Source organism: Humibacillus sp. DSM 29435, assembly GCF_001758225.1.
In the GTDB taxonomy this organism is placed as follows: domain Bacteria; phylum Actinomycetota; class Actinomycetes; order Actinomycetales; family Dermatophilaceae; genus DSM-29435.
Window position 1 is genome coordinate 445373 of sequence record NZ_MAST01000012.1, and the last position, 18425, is coordinate 463797.

Annotated in this window: 18 protein-coding genes; 8 read left to right on the top strand and 10 right to left on the bottom strand. The window is 70.4% G+C overall.

Features of this window, described 5'->3' with window-relative positions; all coding sequences use genetic code 11:
• Positions 1 to 51: 51 nt before the first annotated feature.
• Genes BA895_RS11265 through BA895_RS11275 form a run of 3 tightly spaced genes read left to right on the top strand, consistent with a single transcriptional unit; the run spans position 52 to position 3384 of the window.
• On the top strand, positions 52 to 1065 hold the full coding sequence (locus tag BA895_RS11265) for an ABC transporter permease (protein ID WP_070191940.1): 1014 nt from the start codon (positions 52 to 54) through the stop codon (positions 1063 to 1065).
• Positions 1062 to 2249 (top strand): ABC transporter ATP-binding protein, encoded by a 1188-nt coding sequence (locus BA895_RS11270; RefSeq protein WP_371327708.1) that lies wholly within the window; start codon positions 1062 to 1064, stop codon positions 2247 to 2249. The genes BA895_RS11265 and BA895_RS11270 overlap by 4 nt, the downstream gene beginning before the upstream one ends.
• A 43-nt stretch (positions 2250 to 2292) precedes the next feature.
• On the top strand, positions 2293 to 3384 hold the full coding sequence (locus BA895_RS11275; protein WP_070191941.1) for an ABC transporter ATP-binding protein: 1092 nt from the start codon (positions 2293 to 2295) through the stop codon (positions 3382 to 3384).
• 15 nt (positions 3385 to 3399) lie between these two features.
• Here BA895_RS11275 and BA895_RS11280 read toward each other — a convergent pair whose 3' ends face one another.
• The gene (locus tag BA895_RS11280) at positions 3400 to 3930 is read right to left on the bottom strand and encodes a GNAT family N-acetyltransferase (protein WP_070191942.1); all 531 of its coding nucleotides are present in this window, start codon (positions 3928 to 3930) and stop codon (positions 3400 to 3402) included.
• A 124-nt stretch (positions 3931 to 4054) separates the two neighbouring features.
• On the opposite strand from BA895_RS11280, the gene BA895_RS11285 reads away from it, so the two are divergent.
• Entirely contained in the window at positions 4055 to 4486 is a 432-nt protein-coding gene (locus tag BA895_RS11285) for a hypothetical protein (protein WP_070191943.1), read from the top strand.
• Here BA895_RS11285 and BA895_RS11290 read toward each other — a convergent pair.
• From BA895_RS11290 to BA895_RS24450, 5 genes are all read right to left on the bottom strand, one after another.
• Positions 4475 to 5788 (bottom strand): glycosyltransferase, encoded by a 1314-nt coding sequence (locus BA895_RS11290; protein WP_070191944.1) that lies wholly within the window; start codon positions 5786 to 5788, stop codon positions 4475 to 4477. The genes BA895_RS11285 and BA895_RS11290 overlap by 12 nt on opposite strands.
• Positions 5785 to 8034, bottom strand: a complete 2250-nt coding sequence (locus BA895_RS11295; RefSeq protein WP_070191945.1) for a glycosyltransferase family 4 protein — start codon at positions 8032 to 8034, stop codon at positions 5785 to 5787. Before BA895_RS11295 ends, BA895_RS11290 begins: the two co-directional genes overlap by 4 nt.
• 170 nt (positions 8035 to 8204) lie before the next feature.
• A complete protein-coding gene (gene ychF / locus BA895_RS11300; RefSeq protein WP_070191946.1) occupies positions 8205 to 9290 on the bottom strand; it encodes a redox-regulated ATPase YchF in 1086 nt (361 codons plus the stop codon).
• Positions 9291 to 9474: 184 nt separating this feature from the next.
• Positions 9475 to 10008, bottom strand: a complete 534-nt coding sequence (locus BA895_RS11305) for a histidine phosphatase family protein (RefSeq protein WP_070191947.1) — start codon at positions 10006 to 10008, stop codon at positions 9475 to 9477.
• A gap of 2 nt (positions 10009 to 10010) precedes the next feature.
• Positions 10011 to 11375: a thioesterase family protein gene (locus tag BA895_RS24450; RefSeq protein ID WP_254666430.1), complete on the bottom strand. Its 1365-nt coding sequence runs from the start codon at positions 11373 to 11375 to the stop codon at positions 10011 to 10013.
• Here BA895_RS24450 and BA895_RS23935 point away from each other — a divergent pair.
• Together BA895_RS23935 and BA895_RS11320 are read left to right on the top strand one after the other, a co-directional pair.
• Positions 11365 to 11907, top strand: a complete 543-nt coding sequence (locus BA895_RS23935; protein ID WP_083283224.1) for a M15 family metallopeptidase — start codon at positions 11365 to 11367, stop codon at positions 11905 to 11907. The two genes, BA895_RS24450 and BA895_RS23935, sit on opposite strands and share 11 nt — an antisense overlap.
• A 73-nt stretch (positions 11908 to 11980) precedes the next feature.
• Positions 11981 to 13192 (top strand): DNA recombination protein RmuC, encoded by a 1212-nt coding sequence (locus BA895_RS11320; protein WP_070191948.1) that lies wholly within the window; start codon positions 11981 to 11983, stop codon positions 13190 to 13192.
• A 64-nt stretch (positions 13193 to 13256) separates the two neighbouring features.
• Here BA895_RS11320 and BA895_RS11325 read toward each other — a convergent pair whose 3' ends face one another.
• From BA895_RS11325 to BA895_RS11335, 3 genes are all read right to left on the bottom strand, one after another.
• Positions 13257 to 13727 (bottom strand): hypothetical protein, encoded by a 471-nt coding sequence (locus tag BA895_RS11325; protein ID WP_070191949.1) that lies wholly within the window; start codon positions 13725 to 13727, stop codon positions 13257 to 13259.
• Between the two features lie 197 nt (positions 13728 to 13924).
• Entirely contained in the window at positions 13925 to 14515 is a 591-nt protein-coding gene (locus BA895_RS11330; protein WP_175442298.1) for a GNAT family N-acetyltransferase, read from the bottom strand.
• Positions 14516 to 14601: 86 nt separating this feature from the next.
• Positions 14602 to 15672 (bottom strand): 4-hydroxy-3-methylbut-2-enyl diphosphate reductase, encoded by a 1071-nt coding sequence (locus tag BA895_RS11335; RefSeq protein ID WP_083283225.1) that lies wholly within the window; start codon positions 15670 to 15672, stop codon positions 14602 to 14604.
• 286 nt (positions 15673 to 15958) lie between these two features.
• Here BA895_RS11335 and xseA point away from each other — a divergent pair, with 286 nt between their 5' ends.
• Complete coding sequence (gene xseA / locus BA895_RS11340) at positions 15959 to 17287, top strand: exodeoxyribonuclease VII large subunit (protein ID WP_175442300.1); 1329 nt, start codon at positions 15959 to 15961, stop codon at positions 17285 to 17287.
• A 10-nt stretch (positions 17288 to 17297) separates the two neighbouring features.
• Complete coding sequence (locus BA895_RS11345; protein ID WP_083283248.1) at positions 17298 to 17606, top strand: exodeoxyribonuclease VII small subunit; 309 nt, start codon at positions 17298 to 17300, stop codon at positions 17604 to 17606.
• 26 nt (positions 17607 to 17632) lie between these two features.
• On the opposite strand, the gene BA895_RS11350 is transcribed toward BA895_RS11345, so the two are convergent.
• Entirely contained in the window at positions 17633 to 18352 is a 720-nt protein-coding gene (locus BA895_RS11350) for a DUF4245 domain-containing protein (RefSeq protein ID WP_083283226.1), read from the bottom strand.
• Positions 18353 to 18425 lie beyond the last annotated feature (73 nt).

Below are 18425 nucleotides of genomic sequence, written 5' to 3' on the forward strand. Positions count from 1 at the left end.
ACCGGCAGTGGATGCCGGTGGGCTCGGTCGCCGCCCCTCCCCGGACACCGCATGCTGACGTACCTGATCCGCCGCCTCGTGGCGGCTGTCGTGCTGCTCTTCATCGTGAGCGCGGCCACCTTCGCGATCTTCTTCCTGGTGCCCCGTATCGGCGGCGCCTCCGCCGACGACCTCGCCTCGCGCTACGTGGGCAAGAGCGCCGGGCCTGCGCAGATTCACGAGGCTGCCGTGCGGCTCGGCTTCACCGACCCGATCTGGCTGCAGTACGGCCGGTTCGCCAAAGGCATCGTGGCGGGCTCGGAGTACAACACCGGGGCCAGCATCGAGCAGTGCCCGGCCCCGTGTCTCGGCTACTCCTTCCTGACCCAGAACCCCGTGCTTCCCGACCTGATCGACCGCCTGCCCGTCACCTTGTCGCTCGCCTCGGGAGCCGCGGTGCTGTGGCTGTTCGGCGGGGTGGCGACCGGTGTCGTGTCGGCCCTCAAACGCGGTAGCCCGCTCGACCGAGGGGCGATGGGCATCGCTCTGGCCGGAGTCTCGCTGCCGATCTTCTTCACCGGGCTGCTCTCACTGACGATCTTCAGCTACGGCCTGGGCTGGACAGCCGGCGGAGGCAGCTACACCCCCCTCACCCAGAACCCCGCCGAGTGGGCCTACGACCTGCTGCTGCCGTGGATCACCCTGTCGTTCCTCTACGCCGCCGCCTACGCCCGACTCACCCGCGCCGGCATGCTCGAGACGATGAACGAGGACTACATCCGCACGGCCCGCGCCAAGGGCCTGCGAGAACGGGACGTCGTGATCAAGCACGGTCTGCGCGCCGCCCTCACCCCCATCCTGACGATCTTCGGGCTCGACCTGGGGCTGCTGCTCGGCGGCGCGATCCTCACCGAGACGACCTTCTCCCTGCCCGGCATCGGCAAGTACGCCGTCGACGCCATCAACAACAACGACCTGCCCAAGGTGCTTGGGGTGACGCTGCTCGGGGCGAGCTTCATCATTGTGGCCAACCTCGTCGTCGACCTGCTCTACGCCGTCGTCGACCCGAGAGTGCGGGTCTCATGACCGAGACCCGGATGACCGACGCCGCCGCCGAGCCAGCCACTCGCGCTGGAGAACGGCCGGACCAGCAGGGCAGGTCGGGCCGCTTCCGCCGAGGCGGCAGGCAGCGTGGCCGCGCCGAGCAGACCCGTGAGCTCGACGGCATCGGGGGCATGGGCGCCCCGGCGCCCGACGCCTTCCTGTCGGTGCGCGACCTGCGGGTGCACTTCCCCACCGACGACGGCATCGTCAAGTCGGTCGACGGCATGTCGTTCGACCTCGCCCGCGGCAAGACCCTCGGAATCGTCGGTGAGTCGGGGTCGGGCAAGAGCGTGACGAGCATGTCGGTCATGGGCCTGCACAAGCCCGGCACCGTGCACACCCAGGGCTCGATCCGCCTCGACGGGCAGGAGCTCATCGGGGCCCCCGGCGAGACGATCCGCGGCCTGCGCGGCAAGCGGATGGCGATGATCTTCCAGGACCCGCTCTCGGCGATGCACCCTTTCTACACGGTGGGCCACCAGATCATCGAGGCCTACAAGGTGCACAACTCGGTGAGCACCTCGGTGGCCCGGGCCCACGCCATCGACATGCTCGAACGGGTGGGCATCCCCCAGCCGAAGTCACGCGTCGACGACTACCCGCACCAGTTCTCGGGCGGGATGCGACAGCGTGCCATGATCGCCATGGCCCTCTCGTGCGACCCCGACCTGCTGATCGCCGACGAGCCGACTACGGCGCTCGACGTGACCGTGCAGGCGCAGATCCTCGACCTCATCCGAGACCTGCAGAGCGAGTTCAACTCGGCCGTCATGATCATCACCCACGACCTCGGCGTCGTGGCCGAGCTCTCCGACGACATCATGGTCATGTACGCCGGACGCGCCGTCGAGTACGCGCCGGCCGAGGAGATCTTCCAGCGACCCCAGCACCCCTACACCTGGGGGCTGCTCAGCTCGATGCCTCGGCTCGACCGGGTCCGCACCGAGCGCCTGCGCCCCATCCCGGGCGCGCCGCCCAGCCTCATCAACGTGCCGTCCGGGTGCCCCTTCCATCCCCGGTGCGCCTTCGCCGACCGCACCGGTGGCCTCAGCCAGACCCAGCGTCCGCCCTTCGCCGAGGTGAGCCCCGGCCACTTCGCCGCCTGTCACCTCACCCACGAAGAGCGAACCACCATCTGGGAGAACGACATCCGGCCGACCCTGTGAAGACCTCCGCCGTATCACCAGCACTCACCCCCGGAGCGATCTCATGACCACCCCCACCGCCGCCACCCCCAGCCGCGATACCAACAGCGGTGATGCCAACAGCGGCGATGCGCTGCTCGAAGTGTCGGGGCTGACCAAGCACTTCCCGATTCGGCGCGGACTGCTTCAGCGCCAGGTCGGCGCCGTGCAGGCGGTCGACGGGCTCACCTTCGACGTCATACGCGGCGAGACCCTCTCCCTCGTGGGCGAGTCGGGCTGTGGCAAGACGACCACCGGCCGCATGCTGACCCGGCTGATCGAGCCCACGGCCGGCACGCTCCGCTTCGACGGCCAGGACATCACGCACTGGTCGGTCGGCAAGATGCGGCCGCTGCGACGCGACGTGCAGATGATCTTCCAGGACCCCTACGGCTCGCTCAACCCCCGACACACGGTGGGCACCATTGTCGGAGCGCCGTTCCACCTGCAGGGCATCAAGACCGAGAAGGGCCAGAAGGCCACGGTTCAAGACCTGCTCGAGCTCGTCGGACTCAACCCCGAGCACTACAACCGCTACCCCCACGAGTTCTCGGGCGGCCAGCGTCAGCGCATCGGCATCGCCAGGTCGCTCGCGCTGCGACCGAAGCTGATCGTGGCCGACGAGCCGGTCTCGGCCCTCGATGTGTCGATCCAGGCCCAGGTCATCAACCTGCTCGAAGACCTCCAGGACGAGTTCGGCCTGACCTACGTCGTGATCGCCCACGACCTGTCGGTGGTGCGGCACATGTCTGACCGGGTGGCGGTGATGTATCTCGGGAAGCTCGTCGAGCTCGCCGACCGCGACGAGCTCTACACCCGGCCGATGCACCCGTACACGACCGCCCTCATGTCGGCGGTTCCCCTGCCCGACACCTCGCGCCGCAAAGGCCGGGAGCGCATCCGGCTCGAGGGCGACGTACCCAGCCCGATCAACCCTCCGACCGCGTGCCGGTTCCATACCCGCTGCTGGAAGGCGCAGGAGATCTGCCGCACGGTCGAGCCGCCGCTGGTCGACCTCGCTCCGCGTCACCAGGTCGCCTGCCACTTCCCCGAGAACGCCGACCCACCAGCATCCGACCAGGGCGCCGGTCAGGCGGCCGGCCAGCCGTCCGGCTGACCGCGCCCAGCGGGGTCACGACGTCGGGTCGCCCCGGTGGGCCGACCACTCTGAGCGAAGCACCGAGTAGAGCAGACCGTCACGGTAGGCACCGTCGCGCCACTGGGCCCCACGGATCACGCCCTCCTGGGTGAAACCGGCCTTCTCCAGGGCGCGTTGTTCGGCGTGGTTGCGCACGTCGGTGTGAGCCTCGACCCGGTTGGTGACCGTATGCCGGAAGACGAGGTCGACGAGCAGCCGCTGCGCCTGGGTGCCGGCTCCGTGCCCCCGGGCCAAGCTCTCCAGCCAGATGCCGATCATCGGGTTGCGAGAGCCCGCACTCGGCCCCCAGCGCATCCAGCGCCAGCCGACGCTCCCCACGACCCGGTCGCCGCGCACCACGGCCAGGGAGCCGAAGTCGTCGTCGAGACGGCACGACGGTGGCTGGCTGTACCCCGGACGAGGCCCGAAGTCGTCGAACTCCGAGGCAGGGTCACGAGCCTCGGACAGCTCGCCCTGGCGCAGCGGCCGGAGGATCACGCGAGGAGCAGCCTCGGAGGTCGTCATGGAGCCAGCGTATGACCGGGAACTGGGCTCGACCACGCAGTCGACCTGCTACGCCCGCCTGACGGGCGCGGCCGGTTCTGCGTGATTGGCCCCCTGCGGGATGGACTGGTCTTAACCTGTCTCCATGCGAAGAGGTGTCGTGGTCGCGGTCATCGCGCTCCTGCTGACCATCGCCACGGGCGCCGGCGCGTTGGCTACGGTGCATCTCACGCACCCCCGTGATGAGACGGCCTTCCTCGACTACCTGAGAACCTACGGCTCAACCTCCGACACGGGAGGGACGTTGGCTCTGCCGCCTACAGACCAGCTGCTGGCCGAGGGTGATCGCGCGTGCGACTGGCTCAACGGGCAACCGTGGGCGCTGTGGCGCAACGACGGGGAGTTCGGCTACAACAAGCGGATGCAGAGATACCTCGACAGTGTCAGCGAGCCCGTCGCCTGGGCCCCGGCCGGCCCGATCAGGTCTTACGTTCTGGCCGGAGCCTGGACCAGGCTGTGCCCCGCCAGTGTCGAGCTGCACATGCCGCACGCGCTCGGCCGTTCGTCAACCGACTGACGTCTCTGTGGCGATGGCCTCGAGCGCGCGTCGTGCACCGGGTCGGTCAAGCAACGCGAAGCCCAGAGCATCGAGTCGCTCGCGCGGGTCACCATCGAGGGCGAGCAGCCGGCCGGCCGCAGCACGGATCTCGCTCGGCGTGGCCGCGTTGGGGTCGAGGGCCTCACCGAAGCCGGCCTGCTCGAGGGCCGCCGCTCCGGCGAACTGGTCGGTCGACAGGGGCAGCAGCACAAGCGGCACGCCGGAGGTGAGGGCCTCCGTCACGCTGTTGTTTCCCCCGTGCGACACCGCGAGAACCGACCGCTGAAGCAGCCGAACCTGAGGCAGCTCGGGCCGTACCAGCCAGCCGTTCGGCACGGGACCCAGCTCGCTGCGGGGGCTCGAGCCGCTGGCCAGAGCCACTCGCACCTCGAGTCGGCGCAGCGCATCGACGACGCGCGACAACACGTCGGAACGTACCGACAGGAAGCTGCCCAGGCTGACGTAGACGACTGGTCGGTCGTCGGCGGCAAGCCACCGCTCGACCTCCTCGTCAGGCGCCTCCTCGCGCACCGCCGAGCCGAGGAACGCGTGGGCCGGCAGGAGGGCCGTTCGAGCCGCCGGGTGCAGCTCAGCCGGGTAGTTGAGCAGCAGCACGTCGCCGGTCTCGGCGAAGGCGTCGTCACTCTGCGGCGCCGTCGGGTCGAGCGTGCGCAGAGCGTCGTTCCACTCGGTCGTGAAGGTGTCTCGCACCTGGTCGCAGAGCCGCCGCAGCGACGCGAGCGAGGCGGCATCCGGCCTGATCGCGCTCGGGAAGGCCGGCGGATAGCCGTACACCTCGTCGCCGACCGTGAGGGCCGACGGGTGGCCCAGCACGACGTCGGCGTGCCGGGTGCCTGTCGCGGTGAGCGCGAGGCGCGCGCCGAAGGCCAGGTGGTCGACGATGACCTCGTCGGGGCGAACCTGGTCGATCACGTTCTGAACGGAACGGGCCACGCCTACCGGGTTCCACAACAGGTCGGCGCCGCGAGCGCGCGCCTGGAACTCGAGGGTGGCCACGGCGCCCCGGCGGGTGGCGGCGAAGAAGCCGCGCAGGGCGTCGTCCTCGCCCCGGGGCTGGGCCTCGGCCCGGATGACGCCGGGGTTGGACCCACGCCCGAGCTGCAACCCGACCCGTTCGAAGCCGAAGGCGTTCACAATGGTGTCGGTGGCCGGGCCGGTCGCGACGACCACGCGCTCACCGGCATCGCGCCACGCGGTCGCCAAGGTGGCGAGCGGGTAGAGGTGAGAGGCGTAGTCGGGGCTGATGACCAGCAGGGTCACGAGGCCGCCACCGCCGACTCCCGGTGCTGGGCCCCGCTCGTGGCGACCCGGTGGTAGACCTCGGCCAGGGCCCCGGCCATCGTCTCGATCCCGAACCGCTCACGCACCATGTTCTGGGCCTCGGCCGCGCGCTCGGCGGCACCAGGCGCAACGGCCAGCTCGAGCGCGGCAGAGATCGCCTCGCCGAGCCGGTCGCGCGATCCGGTGTCGGCGAGGATGCCGGTCACCCCGTCGGTCACGTACGTGGCCGGGCCACCGCTGCCCGGCGCCACGACGACGAGACCGGTGGCTATGGCCTCGAGGATGGCGATGCCGAACTCCTCCTTGAGACTGGCCGACACGTACACCCCTCCGGGCGCGGCGCCGTCGGGGCGGCCGTCACGAACGGCGCGCAGCCAGGCCGCGACGGTCGCGTTGGGCCGGTGCCCCGGCAGCAGCAGCCCTCGGGAGGCCGCGATGTCGAGAGGGAGCACAGCATCGATGGCCGCGAGCTGCTGGCGCTCGTCGTCGGTGGGCGTTCTGACGTCACCGCCCACGACGAGCAGGTTGCAGCGCGCATGCAGGTCGCCCTCGTTGGCCCAGGCGTCGACGAGGGTGACCATCCCCTTGACACCGGTCAACCGGCCCACAGAGACGGCCAGGGGTAGGCCGCGCCGCTCGGGCGGCAGCTGAGCCAACAGGTCGTCGAGCTCGCTCAGGGCTCGCGAGGCCCGGGAGGTGCCCACTTCATCGGTGGCGGTGGCAGTGGCGGTGGCAGTGGCGGCGTCGATGGCGGCCATGCTCACACCCTCCGCGACGACGGAGACCCGGTCGGCCTCGGCGTTGATGTCGAGATCCATGAGGGCGCGCATGTCGTGGTCGAGGGCGGGCCGCGGAAAGAGCACGAGATGCGCCGAGGTGGACTGCAGCTCGCGCAGCAGACGCTCGCGAAAGAGCAGGTGCTCGATCGCGTCGGTACCCGCGAAGTTGGCCCGGGTCAGCGTGCCTGCCCGGTCGCGCGCGGCGACGAGCGCGTTCGGATCAGGGGCCAACGTGAACACGATCGGCAGTCCGGCCTCAGCCGCTACCTCGGCCGCCACCATCGTGGCCACGTCACCCATGCGCAGGTGGAGCACGTCGACGTCGCCGGCGGCCCGCAGAACACGGCGCAGCCCCCGAGCCGTCGCGATACGCAACGGCCAGGCCTGCGCCGCAGGGACATTCGGCCCCCACAGTGGGATCGACAGGTAATGGTGACCGGAATCGTGCAGGGAGGCCAGATCGCCGACGCCATCTGCCGGCCGGCCCCTCGAGATCGTCAGCACCCGCCTCACGTCGGGCCGCGCCTCCAACAACGCGTCGCCGAGCTGCACGAGCAGGGTGGCGATACCGCCGGTGTCGCCCTGACCGGCGTGCGAGAGGTCGCCGTCGACGTCGGCGTGCAGAAAGAGCTGGCCCACGGTGAGGCCGGAGCCGTCTGACCTCTGGCGTCGTCGACGGGCGGCTTGCCACGAACCGTTGGCTAGGCCGTCAAGGTCGTCGAGGGCGATCGCCGCCACCGGTGCGAGCGGACCCGGTTCGTTCGCGATCTCACTTAACACCCGCCGAGTGAGATCGGAGGGGCGCGACCGCCCCTCGCGGCCTTCTCGGTCTGCTGGGTCTGCGAGGGCAGCCACCGCGGCAGCCCTGGCCGCCGGATGCTCGTCGCTGTCGGTAGCCACGATGCGCAGGATCTCCTGGGTGGCTGCTCCGGGCACCAGGGCGAGTGTCTCGACGAGAGTGGAGCGGCCCACAGCGGTGGGGCACACCGCCAAGGCGTTCTCGAGCGCCGACCTCACGGCATCCGGATGCCGCGGCGACCAGCGCTGCAGGGTGCGCTGAGCGAGCATGCCGCTGAAGCCGCCCGACGCGACGGTCTGCGCGAGCGGGGACAGGGCGGAGGGCACGAGCGGGCCCCGGCCCAGCGCCCAGACGACGTGCTCTCTCAGGTGATCGGAGGAAGTGTCGAGCATCCTGGCCAGCTCGCGGGCGCTCCCTTCGGTGGCCGTCGAGCCCAGGGCCACCGTGGCGATGGCGGCCGTGAGCTGGTCGTGAGGGTCGGCGATGGCCTCCCCCAGCACGGTCAAGACGGCGCGCTCACCCTCGGCGCCGGTCGCGGCGTCGGAGGCCGCTGCCGCGTCGAGCCCCGGACCGCGGTGCATGGCCTCGAGCAGGGTGGGCGCCGAACGCACTGCACCGAGGGCATGGCGGGTCGCTTCTGCGGTCATTGGCCCGCTCCCGTCGTGGCGCGGGCCGAGGCTGGGCGTGCGCCATGGCACGAGGTGTTGATCGGCATACATCAAGGGTAGGTCGAAGCGGCCAACCGCGTCGGATCGCCGAAACCGGCCCGGGACTGCGGCAGTCGTTCGGCGCCAAGGCGGGCCCTTGAACTGCGGCTCTACACGTTGAAGCGGAACTCCACCACGTCGCCGTCGGCCATGACGTACTCCTTGCCCTCGATGCGCACCTTGCCGGCCGCTTTCGCCGCGGCCATCGAACCCGCCGCGACCAGGTCGTCGAAGCCCACGACCTCGGCCTTGATGAACCCGCGCTGGAAGTCGGTGTGGATGACGCCGGCGGCCTGCGGAGCCGTCCAGCCCTTGCCGATCGTCCAGGCCCGCGACTCCTTGGGCCCGGCCGTCAGGTAGGTCTGCAGCCCGAGGGTGTGAAAGCCCTGCCGGGCCAGCTGGTCAAGGCCCGACTCCTCGGCGCCGAAGCTCTGCAGCAGCTCGAGCGCCTCGTCAGGCTCCATCTCCATGAGGTCCATCTCGAGCTTGGCGTTGAGAAAGACCGCGTCGGCAGGCGCGGCGAGCTCGCGCAGGCTCGCCTGCAGAGCGGCATCCGCCAGCTGGTCCTCGTCGAGGTTGAACACGTAGATGAACGGCTTGGTCGTGAGCAGCCCGAACCCCTTGGCCTCGGCGAGGTCGATGCCGGCGGCCGGCCCGGCTGCGTAGAGGGTGTGACCCTCTTCCAGCACCTTCTGGGCGGCCAACGCCAGCTCGAGCGCGGGCTTCCGGTCCTTGTTGATCCGCGCCTCCTTCTCGAGGCGCGGCACCGCCTTCTCGAGGGTCTGCAGGTCGGCGAGGATCAGCTCGGTATGGATCGTCTCGATGTCAGACTCAGGGCTGACCTTGCCGTCGACGTGCACGACGTCGCCGTCCTCGAAGGCGCGCACGACCTGGCAGATCGCGTCGGCCTCGCGGATGGTGGCGAGGAACTTGTTGCCCAGCCCCTCCCCCACGCTGGCGCCACGCACGATGCCGGCGATGTCGACGAAGCTCACGGTCGCGGGCAGGATCTTCTGCGAGCCGTGGATCTTGGCGAGCGCCTCCAGCCGGGAGTCGGGCAGCGGCACCACCCCAACATTGGGCTCGATCGTCGCGAACGGGTAGTTCGCGGCGAGCACGTTGTTCTTGGTCAGCGCGTTGAACAGGGTCGACTTGCCGACGTTGGGGAGACCGACGATTCCGATGGTGAGTGCCACGGTTGCAAGAGTCTAGTTGCGATCGCGCGTGAGCCGAACCACTCGCCCGGATGCCGCTGCCCCCTTCGCGGTGACCGAACGCGTTGCTGGTGGGCGAACGCGTCGGTCTACCGCGCCGTTCGACCTCGAACGAGTCGTTCGCGTCGGAAGGGTGGGTCGGAGGGGTGGGTTGGAAGGGTGGGGGCTACGAGAGGGTCCAGTGCCAGCCGGGCTGCCAGTCGAAGGGCGCGTCGACGAGGTCTTCGAGAGGGATGCCGTCGAGCAGGTGCCGCAGGGCCCATCGGTTGGCCGAGTGGGCGACGAGCAGAACCCGTTCGCCGTCGTGGTCGCGGTGCAGGTCATCGAGCAGCGACTGCGTGCTCTCGACGACGTCGCGGTAGCTCTGTCCGCCCGGGAAGGGCACGTCGATGTGGGCCGCCCGTTGACCGAACGCGTCCCGCGGACACCCGTTGAGATCCCCGTAGTCGCACTCTCGCAGCCGGGCGTCGAGGTGAACCGGGATGCCGCAGCCGCCCAGACCGATCGTCGCCGTCTCCACGGCCCGCGCGAGATCGGAGGTATAGACCGCCGCCAACCCGGTGCCGCGACGCCGCTCCCCCAGCTCTGCTGCCTCAGCACGTCCGCGGGCCGAGAGCAGGCCGGGCAGCCAGCCGGTGGCGACCCCCTGCTCGTTGTCGACCGTGGTGGCGTGCGTCTCGTAGACGAGCTCGAGGGTCATGGTCAGCCGTGGGCGGGGCGCGAGGTGGACGGCATCCGGTAGCCGCACAGCTGGCGCGACTGAGCCACGAGATGGCCGGCGCTGTCCCAGATCTTCGCGTCCTCCTCCATGAGACCGCCGCCGACGTTCTCGCTCGCGAGCGACACGAGCAGCCAGCCCGGGGCGGGGCGGCGCCGGATATGGCCGGTGAACTCGAGCGTCGGGGTCCAACCGAGCATGCCGAGGTCGAAGGCCACCGGCGGCAGCGCGTCGAGCGCCATCATCAGCATCGTCGTGTCGGGGTCGCGCCCGTCCGCCAGGCGCAACCAGCCCCGGATGACGCCCTGCTTCGACGGCCGGCCCACCGCCCACCCGGCCGTGGCAGGGTCGATGCGCAGGTCAAGTCGCTCGAGGAAGCGCATGTTGGCCAGGAACGACGGGGGTGCTTCGGCGGCCGACACACATCCCTCAGGTGGCGGCAGGTCGGGCGGGCTCGACTGGGTGACGCTGTCGACCTGCTCGAGGTTGCCGAACGACCCGATCGCGCGCATCCGTTCGACGGGCCGGCCGTCGTCACCCTGCTGCACCAGGCTGACCTGGCCCGTCGAGAGCTTCCGCCCGGTGCGAATCACCTCGGTCGTCACGGTGAAGGGGCCTGGCTGCGAGGCAGTCATGAAGTAGGCCGAGAGCACCACGGGGTCGACATGAGGGGTGCTCTCGTCGGGGTCGAGCGCCAGGTGCTGACCGAGGGCGGTCAACCCGGTCGCCATCACGAGCCCGCCGTTGACGGCGTTGCCGATCATCCAGCCGTCGTCGAAGGTGCCGTGTCGCTCGTGCTCAGCGGGCCCCGGTTCGAGGCTGGTCACGTCGTCATAGCTGCTCACGGCACAGGTGTAGCAGAACGTCGACGATCCCGGCTCAAGAGGTGCCCGGACCTGTAGCGTCGGTGCATCGTCCGACGCCGCGGTCGATGAGGCGGGGAGGTCGCTCATGTTCGTGAGTCGCGCGCGAAGGCTGCTTGTTCCTCTGCTCCTTGCCGCTGGCCTGCTCGCCACCTCGGCCGCCTGCGCAGACGAGGCGGCAGGCCCCACGGCCACCGGTCCGGTCATCGCCTCGGCTCTAGGCTCGCCCACCACATCGAGGGCGAACAGCACGGGCAGCACCACCGCAGCCGCAAGCCCGACGGGCCCGGTGACGACGAGCCCGACCAGCCCCACCCAGACCCAGACCTCGAGGGTGCCGATCAAGACGAGCCCGACCAGAACCGCAACCCCCACCAGGCCGGTGAGACCGAACCCGACCAACACCAGCAGAACCCCCACCAGACCGGTCACGCCCCGCACCGCCAGCAGCGGCTCGGGAGGGTTCTCTGCGTCGGTGAGAGCCACGACGGCCGATGACGTGCGCTACACCTACCGGCCCGGCTGTCCGGTCGGGGCGAGCGACCTGCGCACCATCACCATGACCTATCGCACCTACACGGGCCAGGTTCGCACCGGGGTGCTGATCGTGGCTCGCGAGCATGCCAGCAGCGTCGTCGGGCTCTTCCGGCAGGCCTTCGAGGCGGGGTTTCGCATCAACCGGATGGACAACCCCAACCTGTGGAAGGGCGACGACGTTCAGATGATGGCGGCCGACAACACCTCGGCCTTCAACTGCCGACAGGTCACCGGCAACGCCTCGGGGCTGTCGCCGCACTCGTACGGCACCGCGATCGACGTCAACACCCGACGCAACCCCTACCGCGCCGCCAACGACGTCTGGTACCCGTCGAACGGGTCGCGTTGGATCGATCGTTCGGTCGACGACGTGGGCGTGATCCGCTCGTCATCCACGATCACCCGGGCTCTGCTGCGCTCGGGCGGCATCTGGGGTGGCACCTGGGCCGACCCCGACTACCAGCACTTCGAGGTCGGCTGACGGGTAGGCCCGCAGCTCGCCTCCCGGCCACGCCTGACGGTCGCTGTCGGTGTCGTCTGCGACGGTGAGCCGCATGAACACTCTCCCGCTCCTGCTCGGTCTTCTGATGGGCCTCGCGCTCGGAGCCGTGGTGGCTGCACTCTGGGTGCGCGGGTCGTACGCCGCCCGCACGGCGGCGTCCGAGGGGGAACGCGACGTGCTGCGGTCTCGAGTCGCCGACCTGCAGAACCGGAGCGAGACGGATGCCGCTACCGCCTCGCTTCTCGCACCACTGAGCGACACCATCGGGCGTGTCGAGGCTCACGTGGGGGCGCTCGAGCGCGACCGCGTACGGCAGTTCGGTGAGCTGGGTGAGCGGCTCTCGGCGGTGGGTCGGTCGACCGACTCTCTGCGCACCGAGACCGCCTCCCTGGCCAGCGCCCTCAACTCCTCGACGGTGCGTGGGGCGTGGGGGGAGGTGCAGCTGCGGCGCGTGCTCGAGCTGTCGGGCCTGCTGGCCCGCTGCGACTTCGACGAGCAGGTCACCGCGGTCAGCGCCCACGGCGCGACCGTTCGGCCGGATGCCGTTATCAACCTCCCGGGTGGGCGGCACGTCGTCGTCGACAGCAAGGCACCCATGTCGCACTTCCTGCAGGCCCACAGCGAGACCGTGTCCGAGCTCGAGCGAGGCGAGCTGCTGGCCGCCCACGCGACATCCCTGCGCCGACACGTCGAAGGACTGGCGGCGAAGGCCTACTGGTCGGCCTTTGCTCGCTCGCCCGAGCTGGTGGTCTGCTTCGTGCCCGGCGAGGCGATCCTGGCCACCGCCCTGTCCGACGATCCGGGCCTCTACGAATACGCCCTGACTCGAAAGGTGGTGCTTGCCTCGCCCGGAACCCTGTACGCCGTGCTGCGCACGGTCGGCGCCGTCTGGCAGCAGGATGCGCTCGAGCAGAGCGCTCGCGAGCTGCTCGTCATCGGCCGCGACCTCTACTCCCGGCTCGGCACGCTCGGCGGTCACGTCTCCTCGATGGGCGCGTCCCTGGGGCGATCGGTCGAGCAGTACAACCGGTTCGTGGGCACGCTCGAGTCGCGCGTACTCGTCACCGCCCGACGGATGAACGACCTGCACCTGGCGACCGAGCCTCCAGTGCGCCTCGAGCCGATCGAGGCGGCTCCCCGCTCGCTCAGCGCAAGTGAGCTGACCGACGACCTCGGCCGTGACACGCGCGATGTTGCCTTCCTCAAGGGCGAGGGCTCGCGGGCCGACGACTCGTTGCGCCGCCCAGGCAACGCCACCGGCTGAGCCACCTCCGCCAAGGGCAGCCGGCGTTCGCCGTTGAAGCGGGTGCCTACTCGACCTACTCCACCTACTCGACTGCTGGGCGCGCCTGAGTGCCGGCGAACATCGCGCTGAGGTTGAGCGAGCGCACGTGGCGCTGGGAGGCCAGCGACACATAGGTCCGCGCCAGGACGTCCTTGCCGAAGCCGAGCACCGTGCTGAGCAACCCGGTCGCTTCGGCGAGCTCGTCAGGAGCGGCCGACGCGACGATCCGGCGCCACATCGACGCCTCGAGAGCGTTGAAGGCCGCCTGCACCTCGCCGATGTCGAACCCCTGGCCGAAGCGCTCTGTGGCGACCGTCTCGGCGTAGGTGCTCACCCCGGAGAGGTCGCGGTTCCCGATGGCGGTGACGACGAGGTCGAACAAGCCTTCGAGCCGCTCCCGGGTGATCACCTCACCGGCGGTCTCGTAGTGCTGGGTGTGGGATCCTTCAACCACGGCGTAGCTCTCGTCGACGATGCTCGAGCGGGACTTCCTGAGCACGGCTGCACAGTCCATTCGGACGCACCTACCCTTCAACGCCTCCAGCGTCCCACGCGAGACGCACGACCGGGCCGCCGGGCGCTGTCGAATAGACCACATGACCCGACGCCGCGTCGCACTACGGCCAGAAGCCGGCGCCCGGCTGTCCGAGACTCCCTGCTGGGGGCCACCCTTCGTCGGCTGCATCGGCGACCGCTCCCCTGGTCAAGACGTCAGCGTGAGGCCTCGATCCGCCAGGACTCGGAGGCCACGCGGAAACCCAACCGTTCGTACACGCGCTGCGCCGGGTTGCCCACCGTGACGACGAGCGCCAGGGCCGACCAGCCGAGCTCGGTGAGGCGAGCGGCGCAAGAGGCGAGCAGAGCGGCACCGAGCCTCTGCCCGGCCGCAGCCGGGTCGACACAGAGGTCTGTCACGAACGGCCCTGCGCCGATGGTGCCGACGGCCGTGGTCTCGGTGATGAGCACCAGACCGACGACGCGGCCGCTGTGATCAGCCACGTGGAGCGATGCCCCGGCGATCCAGGGGCCCATCGCCTCGCCGCGCATCACCCCGAGCACCGACCGAGCGGCTGACTCGGGGTCGGCGTCGGTCGGCTCGTGATCGAGATGGTTCGGCGGGTACGCGCGCGAGACCACCCCGCCGTACTCGATGACACGGTCCGCACTCATGGGCGCGATCGAGAAGGCGTCGATGACGAGCGGCGCAGGGGCCAGCGCCAGCTCGAGCTGCATCACCACCGAGTGACGTAGCAGCCGTCCCCCGGATGCGATCGACGCCGCAGCCGCGGCCGGGTCGTCCACGAATCGCTCCACCGGCATCCGACACCTTCTCGAGCTCGCTCCTGAAGGGCCACCCGGCCGGTTGACCGAGGGCTGCTCGAACCGCCTCAGTGCTGGATGTCGGCGCTCTCGAAGGCAGCGTCGTGACGCACCTTTTCGACCTGCTTGCCGCGTGCCTTCAGCTCGCGCCGGATCTCGTTGGGCAACGAGAAGAGCAACGACTCCTCGGCGGCGATGACGGCCTCGACGTCGCTGTAGCCTCGCTCGGCCAGCCAGGCCAGCACGTCACGCACGAGCACTTCGGGAACGCTGGCCCCGGAGGTCACTCCGACGGTGCCCACTCCCTCGAGCCACGCCTCGTCGATCTCGTCGGCGAAGTCGACCAGGTGCCCGGCGCGGGCCCCTTGCTCGAGGGCGACCTCGACCAGGCGAACCGAGTTCGAGGAGTTGCGCGACCCGACGACGATCATGAGGTCGGTGTCCTTCGCCATCTGTTTCACGGCCAGCTGCCGGTTCGAGGTGGCGTAGCAGATGTCGTCGGAGGGCGGGCTCTGCAGCAACGGGAACTTCTGCTTGAGCCGGTCGACGGTCAGCATCGTCTCGTCGACCGACAGGGTGGTCTGTGAGAGCCAGACGACCTTCTCGGGGTCGCGCACCGTAATGTTCTCGACGTCGTCGGGGCCGTCGACCAGGGTCACGTGGTCAGGCGCCTCCCCGGCTGTGCCTTCGACCTCCTCGTGGCCCTCGTGGCCGATGAGCAGGATGTCGAAGTCGTCGTCGGCGAAGCGCACAGCCTCGCGGTGCACCTTCGTCACGAGCGGGCAGGTCGCGTCGATGGTCTTGAGGCTGCGGGCCTTGGCCTCCTCGTGCACGACCGGTGCCACGCCGTGGGCCGAGAAGATGACGGTCGCACCCTCGGGCACCTCGTCGGTCTCGTCGACGAAGATCGCGCCGCGCTTCTCGAGGGTCTGCACCACGAACTTGTTGTGCACGATCTGCTTGCGCACGTAGACCGGGGCGCCGTAGAGCTCGAGCGCCTTCTCTACCGTGACGACCGCCCGGTCGACCCCGGCGCAGTAGCCACGTGGCGCGGCCAGCAGCACCTTCTTGATACGTTCGGCGCCGTTCCCAGAGACGGTGGACGGCGTGTCGGACGAGGTCACGGCAGGCTCGGTCATACCTCCCAGCCTACGTGCCGCACCTCAGGCGGCCCAATGCGCGGCGCTCTACCCGACGTGGGGGTGGTCACGCTCCGAACCGGGAGAGCTCAGGACATCACCGGAGGCGTCACAGGGCATCACCGCGCCATCACCACGCCATCACCACGCCATCACCACGCCATCAACGGGAGCGTCCCCGGGTCGCGTCGCCAGTCGGTGAACACGACTGCGACCACGAAGCCGGGCGTCGGGGCGCGGTAGCAGGCGAACGGCATCCGAGCGCTCTATCGTGACGTCGGTGAGCCTGCCCCAACCGCTGCCCGAGAAGGCCGCCGACACCTCCCCGGAGCAGCCCTGGCCGGTGCGGGTGCTCAGCCTGAAGATCGCCGACTACATCGACCGCATGAGCCAGCTGTGGGTCGAGGGCCAGGTCGTGCAGTTCAGCCCGCGGGGCGGCACGGCCTATCTCACGTTGCGCGACCCCGACGTCGACATGTCGCTGTCGGTGTCGGTGTCGATGAACGCGGTCAACGCGATGCCGACCCCGCTCGCGCAGGGGGCCCGAGTCGTGGTGCAGGCCAAGCCCACCTTCTGGACCAAGCGCGGCACGATGCAGCTCGAGGCCCGGCAGATCCGCCCTGTCGGCATCGGCGACCTGCTCGCCCGCGTCGAGATCCTGGGGCGGCTGCTCGCGGCCGAGGGGCTCTTCGACGCCGACCGCAAACGGCCGCTCCCCTTTCTGCCGAACCGTGTCGGCCTGATCACCGGGCGCAGTTCTGCGGCCGAGCGGGACGTCGTCGAGAACGCCCGCCGGCGCTGGCCCGCCGTGCGGTTCGAGATCCGGGAGGTCGCCGTGCAGGGCAGCGCCGCGGTCACCGAGATCGTCGCGGCGCTGGGCTCGCTCGACGCCGACCCTACGGTCGACGTCATCGTCATCGCCCGCGGCGGCGGCGCCCTCGAGGAGCTGCTGCCGTTCTCGAACGAGGCGATGGTTCGGGCCGTGTCCCAGGCCCGCACCCCCGTCATCAGCGCGATCGGTCACGAGGTCGACCGGCCGCTGCTCGACCTCGTCGCCGACTGGCGGGCCTCGACGCCGACGGATGCCGGTAAGCGGGTCGTGCCCGACGCGGCCCACGAGTCGGGCACCGTGAGCCAGGCCCGTGAGCGGCTGACCCGTGCTCTGGCCCGCCGGCTGGAGACCGAACGCCGCGGGCTGAGGGCCACGGTCTCCCGCCCGGTCATGGCCGACCCCACGGCGATCGTGCGCGTGCGCCGCGACGAGCTCGTCGCGCTGCGCACCCGGTCAGCGGGCCGGGTCGGGGCCCGCCTGCATCGGGCCGCCGACCAGGTCGAGCATCTTCGCCGTCAGGTCACCGCGCTCTCGCCGCAGTCGACGCTCGAGCGGGGGTACGCGGTGGTGCAGCACCGTGATGGAGCCGTCGTGATGGACCACGACGACGTCGAGGTGGACGAGCTGCTGCGCGTGCGGGTGGCCCGCGGCGACTTCGGGGTGCGTCCGGTGACGACCGTGGCTGACGCAGCCGACGCTGACGGGGAGGTCGACGGAGCGCCGAGCGGCGGCACGGCCGTCAGGGCTCGGAAGAAGCGACCGTCGAGACGGGCGGCGTCGTAGGGTGGCGGCCATGCCAAAGTCCCAGGTCGAAGCCCAGGTCGAGCCCCAGGCCGGGTCCCCGGCCGAAGCGGCCGACCCGACCGATGGTGGAGGCGCCTTCCCCGACATCGCCGGGCTGCGCTACGAGGACGCCCGCGAAGAGCTGGTCTCCATCGTCGCCCAGCTCGAAGCAGGTCAGGCGCCGCTCGAGGACTCGATGCACCTGTGGCGGCGGGGCGAGGCCCTCGCCGCTCACTGCGCCACCTGGCTCGACGGGGCGCAGGCCGAGATCGAGGCCGCGACGGCGACGGAGCCCGACGGGCCGGCATCCCGCCCCTGACGACTCGCCGAGCCGGAACCCGGCCGTCAGCTGCTTGGGGTGACCCGCTCCAGGGCGGCGAGGAACGTCTTCAGCTCGTCCTCCGGGCCCGTTGAGGTGGCGGCGAGCGTCAGCCCGGTCTTGCCGTCGCCCCGCACCACGTAGCTCAGCTGCTGACGGGACGTGTCGGTGTAACGGTCGAACGTGCGACCCGCCACGGTGGCGCTCCCCGCGAGCGCGCCGTCGTTGACCGACCGGACGAGCCAGGGCTCGGTCGCGCCGACGGCCTGTTTGAAGGCGATGTCGGCCCCGCTCGGGGTGGTCCACACGGTGGTGAACGTCGGCACCTTGTCGGTGCCCGGGGCGTACGTGGCGACGGTCGGGACCCAGCCCTTGCCGAGCCCGGTCGGCATCTCGATCGGCCACTTCGTCTCGGCGGCTGTCTGGCTGGCCTTGCCGGCAGCGTCGACTGCCGGCCGGTCGACCGCGCTGATGCGCGGGATGACGGCCACCAAGGCGAGCACGAACAGGCCGATGACGAACATCGAACGGAGGATGTTGGGCAGCGTGCCCATGGAGTAGCGGCTCCGCGGTGGTGCCGCGGCGGAGTCGGTTGAACCGTCAGCGCCGTCAGCGCCGTCAGCACGGCCCTCAACCCGCCCCGAGAGCGGGCCGACAGCGCGCGGCGACGAGTCGGGCAGGTCATCGGGCACGGGTGCCCCGACGGGCGGCTCGGACGTCGGGGTCACGGCCGGCTCGGATGTCATAGGACCATCGTCCCCCGAGGCGTGGACGGCGTCCAAACCCACCCCTGCCCACCGATAGGGTGACACGCACCCA

Coding starts and splice junctions, on each gene's coding strand:
- BA895_RS11265 (WP_070191940.1), top strand. CDS start 52: ATGCTGACGTACCTGATCCGCCGCCTCGTGGCGGCTGTCGTGCTGCTC.
- BA895_RS11270 (WP_371327708.1), top strand. CDS start 1,062: ATGACCGAGACCCGGATGACCGACGCCGCCGCCGAGCCAGCCACTCGC.
- BA895_RS11275 (WP_070191941.1), top strand. CDS start 2,293: ATGACCACCCCCACCGCCGCCACCCCCAGCCGCGATACCAACAGCGGT.
- BA895_RS11280 (WP_070191942.1), bottom strand. CDS start 3,930: ATGACGACCTCCGAGGCTGCTCCTCGCGTGATCCTCCGGCCGCTGCGC.
- BA895_RS11285 (WP_070191943.1), top strand. CDS start 4,055: ATGCGAAGAGGTGTCGTGGTCGCGGTCATCGCGCTCCTGCTGACCATC.
- BA895_RS11295 (WP_070191945.1), bottom strand. CDS start 8,034: ATGACCGCAGAAGCGACCCGCCATGCCCTCGGTGCAGTGCGTTCGGCG.
- BA895_RS11305 (WP_070191947.1), bottom strand. CDS start 10,008: ATGACCCTCGAGCTCGTCTACGAGACGCACGCCACCACGGTCGACAAC.
- BA895_RS11320 (WP_070191948.1), top strand. CDS start 11,981: ATGAACACTCTCCCGCTCCTGCTCGGTCTTCTGATGGGCCTCGCGCTC.
- BA895_RS11325 (WP_070191949.1), bottom strand. CDS start 13,727: ATGGACTGTGCAGCCGTGCTCAGGAAGTCCCGCTCGAGCATCGTCGAC.
- BA895_RS11335 (WP_083283225.1), bottom strand. CDS start 15,672: ATGACCGAGCCTGCCGTGACCTCGTCCGACACGCCGTCCACCGTCTCT.
- BA895_RS11345 (WP_083283248.1), top strand. CDS start 17,298: ATGCCAAAGTCCCAGGTCGAAGCCCAGGTCGAGCCCCAGGCCGGGTCC.
- BA895_RS11350 (WP_083283226.1), bottom strand. CDS start 18,352: ATGACATCCGAGCCGGCCGTGACCCCGACGTCCGAGCCGCCCGTCGGG.